The organism is Sphaerotilus mobilis (genome assembly GCF_004216565.1).
GTDB classification, from domain to species: domain Bacteria; phylum Pseudomonadota; class Gammaproteobacteria; order Burkholderiales; family Burkholderiaceae_C; genus Sphaerotilus; species Sphaerotilus mobilis.
The window spans coordinates 218028-234797 of record NZ_SGWV01000008.1 but is presented as its reverse complement, the minus strand read 5'-3'; the positions used below and the strand labels follow the sequence as shown (position 1 = coordinate 234797).

The 16770-nt window shown below is 68.3% G+C and carries 11 protein-coding genes; 9 read left to right on the top strand and 2 right to left on the bottom strand.

Going from position 1 to position 16770, the window contains the following annotated elements; genetic code table 11:
• Positions 1–19: 19 nt before the first annotated feature.
• The 9 genes from EV685_RS06485 to EV685_RS06445 all read left to right on the top strand — a co-directional run bounded on the left by EV685_RS06485 (position 20) and on the right by EV685_RS06445 (position 13832).
• Positions 20–823, top strand: coding sequence for a TatD family hydrolase (locus tag EV685_RS06485; protein ID WP_130481190.1), 804 nt, complete (start codon positions 20–22; stop codon positions 821–823).
• Between the two features lie 225 nt (positions 824–1048).
• Complete coding sequence (locus EV685_RS06480; RefSeq protein ID WP_130481189.1) at positions 1049–1282, top strand: hypothetical protein; 234 nt, start codon at positions 1049–1051, stop codon at positions 1280–1282.
• Between the two features lie 61 nt (positions 1283–1343).
• The gene (def, locus tag EV685_RS06475; RefSeq protein ID WP_130481188.1) at positions 1344–1880 is read left to right on the top strand and encodes a peptide deformylase; all 537 of its coding nucleotides are present in this window, start codon (positions 1344–1346) and stop codon (positions 1878–1880) included.
• A gap of 177 nt (positions 1881–2057) precedes the next feature.
• Positions 2058–4316, top strand: coding sequence for an arginine/lysine/ornithine decarboxylase (locus EV685_RS06470; protein WP_130481187.1), 2259 nt, complete (start codon positions 2058–2060; stop codon positions 4314–4316).
• Positions 4317–4404: 88 nt separating this feature from the next.
• Complete coding sequence (gene glgX, locus EV685_RS06465; protein WP_130481186.1) at positions 4405–6663, top strand: glycogen debranching protein GlgX; 2259 nt, start codon at positions 4405–4407, stop codon at positions 6661–6663.
• Positions 6664–6747: 84 nt separating this feature from the next.
• Positions 6748–8382: an alpha-D-glucose phosphate-specific phosphoglucomutase gene (locus EV685_RS06460; protein ID WP_130481185.1), complete on the top strand. Its 1635-nt coding sequence runs from the start codon at positions 6748–6750 to the stop codon at positions 8380–8382.
• 118 nt (positions 8383–8500) lie between these two features.
• Positions 8501–9769, top strand: coding sequence for a glucose-1-phosphate adenylyltransferase (gene glgC, locus EV685_RS06455; RefSeq protein WP_130481184.1), 1269 nt, complete (start codon positions 8501–8503; stop codon positions 9767–9769).
• Between the two features lie 14 nt (positions 9770–9783).
• Positions 9784–11250, top strand: a complete 1467-nt coding sequence (glgA, locus tag EV685_RS06450) for a glycogen synthase GlgA (RefSeq protein WP_130481183.1) — start codon at positions 9784–9786, stop codon at positions 11248–11250.
• A 65-nt stretch (positions 11251–11315) separates the two neighbouring features.
• Positions 11316–13832: a glycogen/starch/alpha-glucan phosphorylase gene (locus tag EV685_RS06445; RefSeq protein ID WP_130481182.1), complete on the top strand. Its 2517-nt coding sequence runs from the start codon at positions 11316–11318 to the stop codon at positions 13830–13832.
• Positions 13833–13857: 25 nt separating this feature from the next.
• Here EV685_RS06445 and EV685_RS06440 read toward each other — a convergent pair whose 3' ends face one another.
• A complete protein-coding gene (locus tag EV685_RS06440; RefSeq protein WP_130481181.1) occupies positions 13858–15324 on the bottom strand; it encodes a VWA domain-containing protein in 1467 nt (488 codons plus the stop codon).
• Positions 15325–15336: 12 nt separating this feature from the next.
• Positions 15337–16746 (bottom strand): AAA family ATPase, encoded by a 1410-nt coding sequence (locus tag EV685_RS06435; protein WP_130481180.1) that lies wholly within the window; start codon positions 16744–16746, stop codon positions 15337–15339.
• Between the last annotated feature and the right edge of the window lie 24 nt (positions 16747–16770).

The window sequence follows — 16770 nt, the reverse complement described above, 5'->3', positions numbered from 1 at the left end:
TTTTCCGGATGCCCCGACCATGTTCGTCGACTCACACTGCCACCTGAACTTCCCCGGCTTGCGCGAGCGCCTGCCCGAGATCCTCGATGCCATGGCGGCCGCCCAGGTCGAGCGGGCGATGTGCATCTGCACCACGATGGAGGAGTTCGAGGCCGTGCACGCGCTGGCGATGGCGCACGACAACCTGTGGGCCACCGTCGGTGTACATCCGGACAACGAGGGCGAGGAGATCGCCGAGCCGGACGTCGACACGCTGGTCGCCTGGGGCCGTCGCCCGCGTGTGCTGGCGGTCGGCGAGACGGGGCTGGACTACTACCGCATCGGCGAGCGCAGCCATGCCGACATGCACTGGCAGCGCGAACGGCTGCGGGTGCATGTGCGGGCCGCGCGTGAGCTGGCCAAGCCGCTGGTGATCCACACCCGCAGCGCCTCGGCCGACACGCTGGCGATCCTGCGCGAGGAGGGCGCCGATCAGGTCGGCGGCGTCTTCCACTGCTTCACCGAGACCCGCGAGGTGGCCGAGGCGGCGCTGGACATGGGCTTCCACATCTCGTTTTCCGGGATCATGACCTTCAAGACGGCTCAGGACCTGCGCGATGTCGCCGCCTTCGTGCCGCTGGACCGTTGCCTGATCGAGACCGACAGCCCCTACCTGGCGCCCGTGCCCTACCGCGGCAAGACCAACACGCCGGCGCTGGTGCCCTACGTGGCCGCCGAGCTGGCGCGGGTCAAGGGTCTGGATGTGCAGGAAGTGGCACAAGCGACCACCGCGAACTTCGACCGCCTGTTCAGACCGGAAGGCGTCGCACCTCAAGCGGCGTGAGAAACGACTTTCAATGACGCCAGCAAGTCCTTGTCATTGAAAGAGTTTTAGAAGACTTCATGTGTCACTTGAAGTCGCCCATTGGGCCGCGCTGACAGCGTGTCAGACATTTTCTGACACGGCTTTTCGCATTTGGACCACTGACGCGGCGACGGCTCGACTCCTAGAGTTCAGTCATCGGCTCCGGGATTCGGGGCCTGTCGCAGAACCCGTCAGGAGTGCGCCATGAAAGCCCAGAACCTTCGCGTCGATGCCTTCACGCTGATGATGAACCCGCAGGTCGTCCTGCAGGCGATGGAACGTTCGGAGCGCCTGCAAGGCCTCGCCCGCCACGTCTGCCGGCCGCTGGACAAGCCGCTGATCCCGCACAAGCTCAGCGACCTCGAGGCCTGGGACCACGACATCGACGAAGATCCGTCCGAGCCCGGCGCCGACTTCGACGACGGCCTGGGCGAGTGAGCCGGCCGAGAGCCGGCGTTCCGGGCGCTGCGGCGCCTGACCTTCCGGCTCCCGTCCGTCCATGCCCGTCCGTCCGATCCTGAAGATGGGTGATGCGCGCCTGCTGCGCATCGCCCGCCCTGTCGAAGCCTTCGACACCCCCGCGCTGCATGCGCTGATCGCCGACCTGCGCGAAACCATGGCGGCCGCCAACGGCGCCGGCATTGCGGCGCCGCAGATTGGCGTTGACCTGGCGGTGGTGATCTTTGGCTTCGAGCGCAACGAGCGTTACCCCGACGCCCCGCCGGTGCCACAGACGGTGCTGGTCAACCCGCGCATCGACGTGCTCGATGCCAGCGAGGAAGAGGGCTGGGAGGGCTGCCTGTCCGTGCCCGGCCTGCGCGGCATCGTGCCGCGTGCGCGCCGCATCCGCTATGCCGGCTTCGACGAGCGCGGCACGCCCATCGAGCGCGAGGCCGAGGGCTTCCACGCCCGCGTGGTCCAGCATGAATGCGACCACCTGATCGGCACGCTCTACCCGATGCGGGTGCGCGACTTCACGCGCTTTGGCTACACCGACATCCTGTTCCCGGGCCTCGATCCCGCCTCGGACGATTGAGCCTTTGCGCACCGCTGGCGAGGGGTGACGGCGTCACGCCAACGTCAAGGAAAACCCGCAAGCTCGGCCCTACACTCGCGCCTTCGTTTTTGGCCGCCCGGGCTCCATCTTGGAAAACGTCGGTGGCGGCCGATGGTCCCGCCTTCCCCGATCCGTGCCGTGCCCCAGGAGTCCGCCATGCAGCGCTTCCACTTCCCCATCGTCATCATCGACGAGGACTACCGCAGCGAGAACACCTCGGGCCTGGGCATCCGGGCGCTGGCCCAGGCCATCGAGAAGGAAGGCTTCGAGGTGCTGGGCGCCACCAGCTACGGCGACCTGAGCCAGTTCGCGCAACAGCAAAGCCGCGCCAGTGCCTTCATCCTGTCGATCGACGATGAGGAGTTCACGCCCGGCCCCGAGCTGGACCCGGCGGTGCTGAACCTGCGAAAGTTCATCGAAGAAATCCGCTTCCGCAACGTCGACATCCCGATCTACATCTACGGCGAGACGCGCACCAGCCAGCACATCCCGAACGACATCCTGCGCGAGCTGCACGGCTTCATCCACATGTTCGAGGACACGCCGGAGTTCGTCGCCCGGCACATCATCCGCGAGGCCAAGAGCTACCTCGACGGCTTGGCGCCGCCCTTCTTCAAGCAGCTGATGGACTATGCCCAGGATGGCTCCTACAGCTGGCACTGCCCCGGCCACTCCGGCGGCGTCGCTTTCCTGAAGAGCCCGGTCGGCCAGATGTTCCACCAGTTCTTCGGCGAGAACATGCTGCGCGCGGACGTCTGCAACGCGGTCGAGGAACTCGGCCAGTTGCTCGATCACACCGGCCCGGTGGCGCAGAGCGAGCGCAACGCGGCGCGCATCTTCAACGCCGACCACTGCTTCTTCGTCACCAACGGCACCAGCACGTCCAACAAGATGGTCTGGCACCACACGGTGGCCCCGGGCGACGTGGTGGTGGTGGACCGCAACTGTCACAAGTCCATCCTGCACTCGATCATCATGACCGGCGCCATCCCCGTGTTCATGACGCCCACGCGCAACCATTACGGGATCATCGGACCGATCCCGAAGAGCGAGTTCACCCGCGAGGTCATCGAGCGCAAGATCGCCGCCAACCCGCTGCTGGCCGGCGTCGATACCACGCAGATCAAGCCGCGCATCATGACCCTGACGCAGAGCACCTACGACGGCGTGCTCTACAACACCGAGACCATCAAAGGCATGGTCGACGGCTGGATCGACACGCTGCACTTCGACGAGGCCTGGCTGCCGCACGCGGCCTTCCACAAGTTCTACGGCACCTACCACGCCATGGGCAAGGGCCGGCCGCGCCCGAAGCAGGCGATGGTCTATGCGACCCAGTCGACCCACAAGCTGCTGGCCGGCCTGAGCCAGGCCTCGCAGGTGCTGGTGCAGGATGCGCAAGAGCAGAAGCTCGATCGCCACCTCTTCAACGAGGCCTACCTGATGCACAGCAGCACCAGCCCGCAGTACGCCATCATCGCCAGCTGCGATGTCGCCGCCGCGATGATGGAGCCGCCCGGCGGCACCGCGCTGGTCGAGGAAAGCATCAAGGAAGCGCTGGACTTCCGGCGCGCCATGCGCAAGGTCGAGGACGAGTTCGGCCACGACTGGTGGTTCAAGGTCTGGGGACCCGAGCGCCTGGCCGAGGACGGCATCGGCCGGGCCGACGGCTGGGTCCTGCAGGCCAACGAGCAATGGCACGGCTTCGGCGACCTGGCCCCGGGCTTCAACATGCTCGACCCGATCAAGTCGACCATCATCACGCCCGGACTGAACATGCAGGGCGAGTTCGCCAAGACCGGCATCCCGGCGTCCATCGTCACCAAGTTCCTGGCCGAGCATGGCGTGGTGGTCGAGAAGACCGGCCTCTACAGCTTCTTCATCATGTTCACCATCGGCATCACCAAGGGCCGCTGGAACACGCTGCTGACCGCGCTGCAGCAGTTCAAGGACGACTACGACCGCAACCAGCCGCTCTGGCGCATCCTGCCGGAGTTCGCGGCCCAGTTCCCGATGTACGAGCGCATGGGGCTGCGCGACCTCTGCCAAGCGATCCACGAGACCTATGCCGAAGGCGACATCGCCCGGCTGACCACCGAGATGTACCTGTCGGACCTGCAGCCAGCGATGAAGCCCAGCGAGGCCTATGCGCACATCGCCCACCGCAAGACCGAACGGGTCGAGATCGACGCCCTCGAAGGCCGCATCACCACGTCGCTGCTGACGCCTTACCCGCCGGGCATCCCGCTGCTGATCCCGGGCGAGCGCTTCAACAAGAAGATCTGCGACTACCTGCGCTTCACGCGCCAGTTCAATGACCGCTTCCCCGGCTTCCACACCGACGTCCATGGCCTGGTCGAGGAAGACCTGGGCAATGGCAAGCGGCGCTATTACGTCGACTGCGTCAAGGCCTGAATCCGGCCCGTCCCAGGGCCTCGGTTTCGGGGTAAGCCTGGGCTGAGGTCTATGGGGTACAGCGGGGTTACATGGCAAGATGAATGTCATGTTTTCTTCGCTGGTAAACGGTTTCATCAACAGCAGTGTCCCGAAGCCGCCGGGCCACGGCGTGGCCGTGCTGCCAGAGCTAATGCGTGCGGGCCAGCCCTGGCCCATGGGTGCGCAGGTCCTGTCCGACGGCAGTGGGCTGGCTTTGAACGTCGCGGTCTGGGCGCCTGACGCGACGCGGCTGGAGGTCTGCTTCTTCGATGTCACCGGCGAGCACGAGCTCGCGCGTCTGCCACTGCCCGCCTTCAGCGACGGTGTCTGGCATGGCCGACTGGGCGCAGAGGCGCTCGACGGCCTGCGTGCCAAGGTCCTGCTCGACAGCGACCGGGCGATCGACAGCCTCGTCTACGGCCTGCGTGCCTACGGTCCCTGGGAGCCGGCGCGCGGCCATCGCTTCAACCCGGCCAAGGTCCTGCTCGACCCCTATGCGCGCGAGCTGGTGGGCGCCTATGCCGGAGACCTGTCGCTGCACCTGGGCCATGACGCCAGCGACCCGGCCCATCCGGATCCGCGCGACAACGCTGCCAGCGCGCTGAAAGCGCGCGTGCGCCTGCAGGTCCGCAGCGACCTGGCGGACCCGGCCCTCAGGACCGGACGCAGCGACGGCCCGCGTGTTCCGCCTGAGCTGACGGTGCTGTGCGAGCTGCACGTCAAGGGCGCGAGCCAGCGGCATGCTGGCGTGCCGGACCGTCTTCGAGGCAGCTATGCCGGCCTGGCCCGGCCCGAGCTGCTGGCCCACTACAAGCGCCTGGGCGTCACGACCTTGAGCCTGCTGCCGGTCCACGCAAGGGCCGACGAGGCGCGGCTGCAGCAGCTGGGTCTGAGCAACTACTGGGGCTACAGCAGCATCGCTTTCCTGGCGCCCGAGCCGCGTTACGCCAGCCGGCCGGACCACGCCGCCAGCGAGTTCCGCGACATGGTCGACGGCCTGCACCGCGAGGGCTTCGAGGTCGTGCTCGACGTGGTCTACAACCACAGCGCCGAGACCGACGAGCTGGGCCCGACGCTGTCGCTGCGGGGCCTGGCCAACGCCCGTTACTACCACCTCGACGACCAGACGCCGCGCCACTACCGCAACTGGAGCGGCTGCGGCAACTGCCTGAACCTGGCCGAGCCGCGGGTGGTCCAGCTGGTGATCGAGTCGCTGCGCCACTGGGTGCTGGAACACGGCGTGGACGGCTTCCGCTTCGACCTCGCACCGATCCTCGCGCGTGGCCGCGATGGCGGCTTCAGCGTGGCCAGCGGCTTCTTCGCCGCACTGCAGGCCGATCCGGTGCTGTCACGCGTCAAACTGATCGCCGAACCCTGGGACATCGGCCCGGGCGGCTACCAGCTCGGCGCCTTCCCGCCCGGCTGGCTGGAATGGAACGACCAGTTCCGCGACACGATGCGCTCCTGGTGGTTGCGTGGCGCGGGCGATCGCGGCGTGTTCGCGCACCGCTTCGCCGCATCCAGCACGCAGTTCCACCACGACGGTCGTTCGCCGCTGGCCAGCGTCAACTTCATCACCGCCCACGACGGCTTCACGCTGCGCGACCTGGTCTCCTACAACCACAAGCACAACGACGCCAACGGCGAGCACAACCGCGACGGCCACCACCACAACTGCAGCTGGAACGCCGGTGTTGAGGGCGACACCGACCGCGCCGAGGTGCTGGCCCTGCGGGCCCGTCTGCAACGTGCGCTGCTGGCCACGCTGCTGCTGGCCCAGGGCACGCCGATGCTGCTGGGCGGCGACGAGATCGGCCACACCCAACGTGGCAACAACAACGCCTACTGCCAGGACAACGAGATCACCTGGCTGGACTGGGCCGGTGCCGACCTGACGCTGGCGGCCTACGTCGCACGCCTGCTGCGGCTGCGGCGCGAACTGCCGTCCCTGCGCATCACCCACTGGCTGCGCGGTCTGCCCGATGCCCAGGGCCGCAGCGACGTGACCTGGTGGCATCCGGAAGGCCGCGTGCTGGCCGGCGGCGACTGGGGCGATCCGCATGACCGCGCCATGGGCGTGCGCCTGGACGCCGGAGGCGATGCGGCGGCGGTGCTGCTGCTGGTCAACCCGGGCACACGCTCGCAGCGCTTCGTGCTGCCCCCCGGGCCCTGGCAGACGCTGTTGTGCAGTTGCACGCCCGACGGCGCGCCCGGCCCGCAGCACACCCCGCGGGTCGACCCGCTGAACGCGCCAGACGGCGCCTGCGAGGTCGAGTGCCGCTCGATGCGCGTGCTGGTCCAGGTGGCGACCTGGCCGGCGGCCTGAGTGGCCGACAAGAACGATCCCGAAGATCCCGAAGATCCCGAAGATTTTGAAGACCCCACCGACCCTCACCGAAGTGCTTCCACCATGAAGATCATCCAGGTCCCCACCCAAGCGATTGCCGGGCAGCGTCCCGGCACCTCCGGCCTGCGCAAGAAGGTCACGGTGTTCCAGCAGCCGCACTACCTCGAGAACTTCGTGCAGGCGCTGTTCGAGGTTCTGGAGGACCGTCGCGGCCAGACCCTGGTGCTGGGTGGCGACGGCCGCTTCCACAACCGGGTGGCGGTGCAGGTCATCTTGCGCATGGCCGCTGCGCACGGCTTCGCGCGTGTGCTGGTGGGGCAGGGCGGTTTGCTGTCGACGCCAGCGGCCAGCGCGGTGATCCGCAAGCGCGGGGCCTATGGCGGTGTGGTGCTGTCGGCCAGCCACAACCCGGGCGGTCCGGACGGGGATTTCGGCATCAAGTACAACGTTGGCAACGGCGGCCCGGCGCCCGAGAAGGTCACCGAGGCGGTCTACGCCCGGACCCAGCAGCTGACGAGCTACACCATCGCCACCGAGGTCGACGACATCGACCTGGGCCGGCTGGGCGAACAGCGCATCGGCGACCTGGTGGTCGAGGTCATCGACCCGGTCGCCGACCATGCCGAGCTGATGCAGCAGCTGTTCGATTTCGACGCCATGCGCGCCTGGTTCGCCTCCGGCAAACGCATGTGCTACGACGCCATGGGCGCGGCCGGCGGCCCCTATGCCAAGGCGGTGCTCGAAGGCCTGCTGGGCGCGCCGGCCGGCACGGTCATCAACGGCGAGCCGCTGGAGGACTTCGGTGGCCACCACCCGGACCCCAACCCGGCGCATGCGCAGGAACTGATTGCGATCATGTCGGGCCCGCATGCACCCGACTTTGGTGCAGCGTCCGACGGCGATGCCGACCGCAACATGATCCTGGGCCGCGACTTCGTCGTCACGCCGTCCGACAGCCTGGCCGTGCTGGCCGCCCATGCCACCCGCGTGCCGGGCTACCGCAAGGGCCTGGCCGGCATCGCCCGCTCGATGCCGACCTCGCAGGCGGCCGACCGGGTGGCGCAGATGCTGGGCATTCCCTGCCATGAAACGCCCACCGGCTGGAAGTTCTTCGGCAACCTGCTGGACGCCGGTCAGGCCACCTTGTGTGGGGAAGAAAGCTACGGCACCGGCTCCAACCATGTGCGCGAGAAGGACGGCCTGTGGGCCGTGCTGTTCTGGCTCAACTTGCTGGCGTCCACCGGCCAGTCGGTCGAGCAGCTCGTGCGGGCGCACTGGGCCCGCTTCGGTCGCAACTACTACTCGCGCCACGACTGGGAAGGCGTCGCCACCGACCGGGCCGATGCGCTGATGAGCAGCCTGCGCAGCCGCCTCTCGGGCCTGGCCGGACAACGCTTTGGCAGCCTGCAGGTCGAGGCCGCCGACGACTTCGCCTACACCGATCCGGTCGACGGTTCGGTGTCGAAGGCGCAGGGCCTGCGCATCCTGCTGGCCGGCGGCTCGCGCATCGTGCTGCGCCTGTCGGGCACCGGCACCGAAGGCGCGACGCTGCGGGTCTACCTCGAACGCTACGAGGCCGATCCGGCCCGCCACGACCTCGAACCCCAGCAGGCGCTGGCCGACCTGATCACGCTGGCTGACCAGCTGGCGGGCATCCGTTCGCACACCGGCATGGCGGCGCCGGCCGTCATCACCTGAACCCCAGACCGACCGATATCCCGAGCCTCAAGGCCGCCACCTGGCCTGCGCCTTGCAATGTCCGGCCCCGTGCCGGGCGAGTCCTATCCCAGAACAGACCTACTCAACCGGAGACAACATGGACCTCACAAGAATGGCTCAAACCCGCAGCCTGACCCGTCGCTCGCTCGCCCTGGTGCTGGCCGGTGGCCGTGGTTCGCGACTGAAAGCGCTGACCGACCGCCGCGCCAAGCCGGCGGTGCACTTTGGCGGCAAGTTCCGCATCATCGACTTCGCGCTGTCGAACTGCATCAACTCGGGCATCCGCCGCATTGGCGTGATCACGCAGTACAAGTCCCACTCGCTGCTGCGCCACCTGCAGCGAGGCTGGTCGTTCATGCGCAACGAGATGAACGAGTTCGTCGACCTGCTGCCCGCGCAGCAGCGCGTGGACGAGGAAAGCTGGTACCGCGGCACCGCCGATGCGATCTACCAGAACCTGGACATCATCCGCAACTCGACCCCGCCGGACTACGTCATCGTGCTGGCCGGCGACCACATCTACAAGATGGACTACTCGCTGATGCTGGCCGACCACGCCGCCAGCGGACGTGGCGTGACGGTCGGCTGCATCGAGGTCCCGCGCGAGGAGGCCAAGGCCTTCGGCGTGATGGCGATCAACGAGGACCGCCACATCATCGAGTTCGTCGAAAAGCCGGCCGATCCGCCGCACATGCCGGGTGACGAGAACACGTCGCTGGCCAGCATGGGCATCTACATCTTCACGGCCGATTACCTCTACCAGTTGCTGGAGGACGACGCGGCCGATCCGGCCTCGGAACACGACTTCGGCAAGAACCTGATCCCCCGCGCGGTGCGCGAGAACCAGGCCATTGCCCACCCGTTCTCGATGTCGGCCATCGCCAACCCGCCGTATTCCAAGGCCTACTGGCGCGACGTCGGCACGGTCGACGCCTATTGGGCGGCCAACCTCGACCTGGCCTCGCCGACGCCCGAACTCAACATGTACGACAAGGACTGGCCGATCTGGACCTACCAGGAACAGCTGCCGCCGGCCAAGTTCGTGCACGACTACGAGGGCCGTCGCGGCGAGGCGATCAACTCGCTGGTCTCGGGCGGCTGCATCGTCTCGGGCTCGACCATCCGCAACTCGGTGCTGTTCTCCAACGTGCTGGTGCGTTCGTACAGCGCGATCAACGAGGTCGTGATCCTTCCGGACGTGCAGATCGGCCGCAACTGCCGCCTGACCAAGTGCGTGATCGACCGACGCTGCCATGTGCCCGACGGTCTGGTCGTTGGCGAGGATCCGGAACTCGACGCGCAGCGCTTCTTCCGCACCGAGAACGGCGTCGTGCTGGTCACGCGCGGCATGCTCGCCAAGCTCTGAGAACGGCACCGACCATGCGCATCCTGCAGAGCTGTGCCGAGATCTTCCCGCTGCTCAAGACCGGCGGCCTGGCCGACGTGGCCGGCGCGCTGCCGGCGGCGTTGGCCGGGCAGGGCGGCGACGTGCGTGTCCTGCTGCCGGGCTTCCCGCAGATCCAGGCCGGACTCGCCGATGTCGTCGACCTGGGCCCGCTGAGCCCGCCCGGCGCCATTGGCCTCGGGCAGGCGATCCGGCTGCAGCGCGGCATCCTGCCGGCCTGCGGCGGCGTCACCGCCTACGTGATCGACGCGCCGGGCTACTACCACCGCGACGGCGGGCCCTATCAGGATGCGCGTGGCACGCCCTGGGGTGACAACCACCTGCGCTTCGCGCTGCTGGGCTGGACGGCGGCAAAGCTGGCCGACGGCGCGGACATGTCCTGGTCGGCCGAGATCGTGCACGCACACGACTGGCATGCGGCACTGGCGGCGCCCTACCTCGCGGCGATGGGCCGTGAACAGGGGCGGCGCCTCGCCGGCACGGTCTACACGGTGCACAACCTCGCCTACCAGGGCTTCTTCGGTGCGCACCACTATGCCGACCTGGGCCTGCCCTGGGACTTCTACGGCGTCAACGGGCTGGAGTTCCACAGCCAGATCAGCTTCATGAAGGGCGGCCTGTTCTTCTCGGAGCGCCTGACCACCGTCAGCCCGACCTATGCGCAGGAGATCCAGGGTGCCGAGCAGGGCTGCGGGCTGGACGGCCTGCTGCGCTCGCGTGCCAACACGCTCAGCGGCATCCTCAACGGTGTCGACGACGCGGTCTGGAATCCGGCCAGCGATGCCTTGATCCCGTCCCATTTCGGCGCCGGCAGGCTGGCCGGAAAGGCCCGCTGCAAGGCCGAGCTGCAGCATGAGCTGGGTCTGGCGGTGACGCCTGATGCGCCGCTGCTGTGCGTGGTCAGCCGCTTGACCGAACAGAAGGGCCTGCACCTGGTGCTGCAAGCCATCGAGCACTGGGTCGGACGTGGCGCGCAGCTGGGCCTGCTGGGCAGCGGTGACGCCAGCATGGAGGCCGCCTTCCGCGAATGGGCCGCCCGTGCGCCGCAGTCGGTGGCCGTGCGCATCGGCTACGACGAGTCCTTCGCGCACCGGCTGATCGCCGGCTCCGACCTGATCCTCGTGCCATCGCGCTACGAGCCCTGTGGTCTGACCCAGCTCTACGGCCTGCGCTACGGCACGCTGCCGGTCGTGCGCCGGGTTGGCGGCCTGGCCGACACGGTGGCCGACGCGCGGCTGGAGACGCTCGACGTCGACGCCACCGGCTTCGTCTTCGACGACTTCAGCGTCGCCGGCCTGACCGCCGCCACCGACCGGGCCCAGGCGCTGCACCGCCGCTCGGCCGACTGGCGTCGCGTCCAGCAGCGCGCCATGGCGCAGCGCTTTGGCTGGACCGAGGCGGCGCAGCGCTACATGGCGCTTTACCGGGGCCTGGGCTACTGACCCGCGTCAGCGCCCGTCCCCACGACACAGAACAACGCAAGACCTGAGAAGACCGAAAGACCGGGATGGACCTCCAACAGTTCGAGCACCAGTACGACCACCTCGCCCGCGATGTCGCCGCCTTCAAGCGCGCCATTTCCAACAAGCTGATGTACAGCGTCGGCAAGGACCCCGTCTCGGCGCGTCCGGAAGACTGGCTGCAGGCGGTCTCCTACGCCGTGCGCGACCACCTGGTCGAGCGCTGGATGAACACCACCCGCGCGCAGTACGAGCAGGACGTCAAGCGGGTCTATTACCTGTCGGCGGAGTTCCTGATCGGCCGGACCTTCAGCAACGCCTTGCTGGCACTGGACCTGATGCCGACGCTGCAGCAGGCGCTGCGCGAACTCGATGTCAACCTCGACGGCCTGTTCGACCTCGAACCCGATGCGGCGCTGGGCAACGGCGGCCTTGGCCGGCTGGCGGCCTGCTTCCTCGATTCCATGGCGACGCTGGGCGTGCCGGGTTTCGGCTACGGCATCCGCTACGACTACGGCATGTTCCGCCAGATGGTGGTCGACGGCCGCCAGGTCGAGGCGCCCGACTACTGGCTCAAGGCCGGCAACCCCTGGGAGTTCCCGCGCCCCGAGGTGGTCTACCGCGTGCGTTTCGGGGGTCGCATCGAGGACAGCGGGCAGGGCCCGGCCAAGGTCCGCTGGGTCGACACCGACGACGTGCTGGCGATGGCCTACGACACCATCATCCCGGGCTACGGCACGCAGGCCACCAACACGCTGCGCCTGTGGTCAGCCAAGGCCACCGAGGAGATGGACCTGCGCGCCTTCAACCAGGGCAACTACTTCGGCGCGGTGGCCAGCAAGAACCTGTCGGAGAACGTCTCGCGGGTGCTCTACCCGGACGACTCGACGTTGTCGGGCCGCGAGCTGCGGCTGCGCCAGGAGTATTTCTTCTGCTCGGCCAGCGTGCAGGACCTGCTGCGCCGCTACCTGCGCACCCACACCACCTTCGACGCGCTGCCCGACAAGGTCAGCATCCACCTCAACGACACCCACCCGGTGCTGGCCATCCCCGAGCTGATGCGCCTGCTGGTCGATGAACATGCGGTGCCGTGGGCGCAGGCCTGGTCGCTCTGCCAAAGGGTCTTCTCGTACACCAACCACACCTTGATGCACGAGGCGCTGGAGACCTGGCCGATCGACCTGTTCGGTCGTGTGCTGCCGCGCCATCTGCGCATCATCTTCGACATCAATGCGGACTTTCTGGCCGCGCTGACCCAGCGCCACGGCTACCAGCCCGAGCTGATGCGCAAGCTCTCGCTGATCGACGAGTCCGGCGAGCGCCGCGTGCGCATGGCCTACCTCGCGGTCGTCACCAGCCATTCCATCAATGGCGTGTCGGCGCTGCATTCGGAGCTGATGAAGGCGTCGATCTTCTCGGACTTCGCCGCGCAATGGCCCGAGCGCTTCAACAACAAGACCAATGGCGTGACGCCGCGGCGCTGGCTGGCACAGGCCAACCCTGGCCTGGCCGACCTGATCGACCACCGCATCGGACGCGGCTGGCGTCGTCACCTCGACGAGCTTGAAGGCCTGCGCCACGCGCTGGAGATCCCGGGCTTCCTCGGTGCCTTCCGCCGCATCAAGCGGCAGAACAAGGACCGCCTGGCCCGCCTGGTCCACAAGCAGCTGGGCGTGACGATCAGCCCCGATGCGCTGTTCGACGTGCAGGTCAAGCGCATCCACGAGTACAAGCGCCAGCTGCTCAACCTGCTGCATGTGGTGACGCGCTACCAGGCCATCCTGGCCCAGCCGGATGCCGACTGGGTACCGCGCGTGGTGGTGTTCGCCGGCAAGGCGGCCTCGGCTTATCACATGGCCAAGCTGGTCATCAAGCTGGTCAACGACGTCGCTCGGACCATCAACAACGACCCGCGTGTGGGCGACCGGCTCAAGGTCGTCTTCATCCCGAACTACAGCGTCAGCCTGGCCGAGGTGATCATCCCGGCGGCCGACCTGTCCGAGCAGATCTCGACGGCCGGCACCGAGGCCTCAGGCACCGGCAACATGAAGTTCGCGTTGAACGGGGCCATGACCATCGGCACGCTCGACGGGGCCAATGTGGAGATGCGCGAGCAGGTGGGCGCCGAGAACTTCTTCATCTTCGGCAACACCACCGAGCAGGTCGCGGGGATCCGTGCCCAGGGCTACCAGCCCCGCGCGCACTACGACGCCGATCCGCGCCTGAAGGCCGCGCTCGACGCGATCCGCGACGGCGTCTTCAGCCCCGAAGAGCCCGGGCGCTTCCAACAGATCTTCGACACGCTGGTGAACTGGGGCGACCACTACCTGCTGCTGGCCGACTATGCCAGCTACATCGCCACGCAGGATGCGGTCGATGCGCTCTACCGCGACCCGGAAGCTTGGGCGCGCAAGGCGGTGCTCAACGTCGCCGGCATGGGCGCCTTCTCGTCGGACCGGACGATCGCCGAATACGCCAACCAGATCTGGCGCACCCGGCCGGTTGTCCTGCCGCTGCCGCACACGGTCGCCCTGGCGGCCAACGCCACGCCACCGAAGGCTTGAGACCAACGGCTGCCCAAGAGATGCTTCAGGACTTCTTTCGAGCGGCCCGGGCGCTCAGGGCGTTCGGGAAGTAAAGGGCGGTCAGGCTCGCGGTGTGCACCGGCACGGTCGCCTCTCGCAGCGGCTGGCTGGACTCGAAGCGGCGCCAGTCACGCAGCCAGTGGATGGCGTCGCAGGTTTCCAGCAGGCCCATGGTTTCGCGGTCGCCGATCAGGATGCCCTGGACCCGCAGGCCCAGTTCTGCGCGAGCCTGGTCCAGCCGTTCCAGCGTGGCCGGCACACAGCCGAACTCGCCGTCGCTGACGATCAGCAGGTCAGCGCTGCGCCAGCGGGCCTGGTGCACCCGGTCGATGGCGTGTTCGATCGGGGTCTGCACGTCGGTGCCGCCGTCGAAGCCCATGCCGATCAGTTCGAGCATCGCGTCCAGCCCGGCCCGACCAGCCTGCAGCTCGCGCGTGACCATCTCGCCCTGGCCGCCGAACGCGATCAGCAAGCAGCCGCGCTGTTCTCGCTGCGCCGTGCGCAGGGCTTCGAGCACGACGGCCTTGGCGATCTTCTCGGGCGCGCCCTGCATCGAGCCGGAGGTGTCGACGCACAAGATGATCGGCCCACGCTGGCGCGGCGCGCGCAGCGTGCGCGCCGCCTCAGGCTGGTGTGCGGTCGGGTCGACCACGCGTTCGTGCAGCACGCCCTGGCTGTCATAGGTCAACAGGCTGGCCTCGGCCAGACGGGCCCGCCACAGCCGGTGTAGCACCCGATGGCGGATCTGCGCGGCCTCGCTGCCCAGCAGGCGATCCAACCGACCTGACCGGTGTATGCCCGTCAGCTCGCCTGGCGCCCCGGGCAACAAGGTTTCGCGGGTCCGCATGGCCAGCCGCAGCGTCGTTGGATCCGCGTCGGTCGTGTCGGCCGGCGGCGCGGCCGGGTCGTGTTCGGTGCGGCCAAGCTGGCGGATCAGCTCGACCAGCGGTTGCAGGTGGGCGAGCAGGGCGCTCAGGCGCTGCGCCTCCTGCCATTCGCGCGAACGCAGCAGGCCCTGGATCTCGTCCCAGCGCAGATGCGCCAGGTCGCCCAGCCCCCGCAGCAGCGCCAGTTCGTCGCGCCAGCCTTGAGTCTGCACGGTCCATTCGGCGACGAAGTCGGCGGTGACACGCGCGATGGCCGCCTCGCGGCTGAGTGCCGGTTGCAGGTCGACGATGCGGTCCAGCGACCAGAACAAAGTGCGCAAGACCTGCAGCACCAGCGCTGGCACGCCCACGCACAAGGTCGGCAGGCCCAGCGTGGCGATGGCCGAGCGCATCGGCAACAACGCGTGGGGATCGCCAAAGTCATGTTCGGGCAGCGGCAGGCGGCCGGCTTCCAGGGCGGCCACCCACGGCGCCAGGTGGTCGATGCGCCGGGCCGTCTGCCCAGCGGAGTTGACGATGGCCGGCAACCACAGCTCGCGGGACTGAAGGTCCAGCGGGGCGTACGGTGCGTCGAGCGCGCGCATCGGGCGGCCGCGTCAGGCCCGCCGTTCCTGGTCGTCCCAGGCCACAGGCGGCGGCGCGGGCTGCGCCAGTTGCGTGTCCACGGGCAGGTCGCCAAAACCAGCCCTCAGCGTGAGCAATCGCGCATGAAGTTGGGCCAGGGCGGCGATCGTGCGGCCACGTTCACCCAGCACCCGGTCCAGCAGCTCCGGCGGCCACCAGATCCGGTCCGCCAGACGCGCTTGCAGGTCGGCCAGCCCAACACGCAACACCGCCAGATGGTCGTCGACACGCCCGATCAGCTCCTCGACCTGGGTGATGCGAGCCGCGATGTGCACGCTGCTGTAGCGCCGTCGCTGGTGGGCTTCGAGGGCGGCATTGACGATGCGCAGCATGCCGTCGTGGCTGGTCTGTCCGCCGATGGCCTTGGCGAGCGCGAGCTTGCCCGCGCCAGCGTCCGGGATGTCCTCCGCCTCAGCGCTGCGCTCCAGATCCAGCTGCTGCTCGAAAGCCTCGACCGCGCGGCCCAGCCAGGTCGGTGTCTGCGGTGCCGCTTCGACCACCTCGGCCAGGAACCACTGGGCCAATGGCCCGACCTGGTCGGGCTGGTGGGCCAGCACGTGCGGCAACAGCCAGAGGTCCAGCGGGTCGACCTGTTCGCGGCCTTCGGTCAGTGCGGCGCTGCGCAACAGGCTGGCCAGCTGGCGCCAGCGGCGGTCCGACACGGCGATGTCCCAAGCGCGCAGGCGCGGGCGCAGCGCGCCCAGGTGGTTCAGCACGGTGTCGGACAGGGGAATGTGTTCCCGCGCGGCACGCAAGGCAGCCAGTTCATGCGGCTGCCAGGGCAGGGCGTCGCAGGCGGCCGGCCGTGTGGCATCGAGCCGCAGCAACGCGCCGAAGCTGGCATCGCTCACCGGGTCAACCACGACACGCAGCAGGAAGCGGTCGTGGAAAGCCAGCAGGGCCTCCTCGGTCGGCACCTCGTTGGTCGCGCCGACGACGCTGACCAGCGGCACCGCCAGGCGCTGCTGACCGTTGTCGAACTCGCGCTCGTTGAGCAGGGTCAGCAAGGCATTGAGGATGGCCGAGTTGGCCTTGAACACCTCGTCAAGAAAGGCCACGCCGGCGGTTGGCAGGTAGCCCTCGGTCAGTCGCTCGTAGCGGTCATCCTCCAGCGCCTTCAGCGACAGGGGACCGAACAGCTCCTCGGGCGTCGAAAAGCGCGTCAGCAGGCGCTCGAAGTAGCGGCCGACGGCCATCACACCGTGCAGCCGTCGCGCCAGCTCGCTCTTGGCGGTGCCGGGCGGGCCGATCAGCAGCACGTGTTCGCCGGCCAGCGCGGCGAGCAGCATCAGGCGGGTGGCGGCACCGCGTTCGAGCAGGCCGGCTTCGAGCGTCGCAAGCTGCGCCTTCAGGCGGCTCGACAGGTGAGATTCGGTCGTCATCGGGTGATTCTGCAAGGGCGGCAG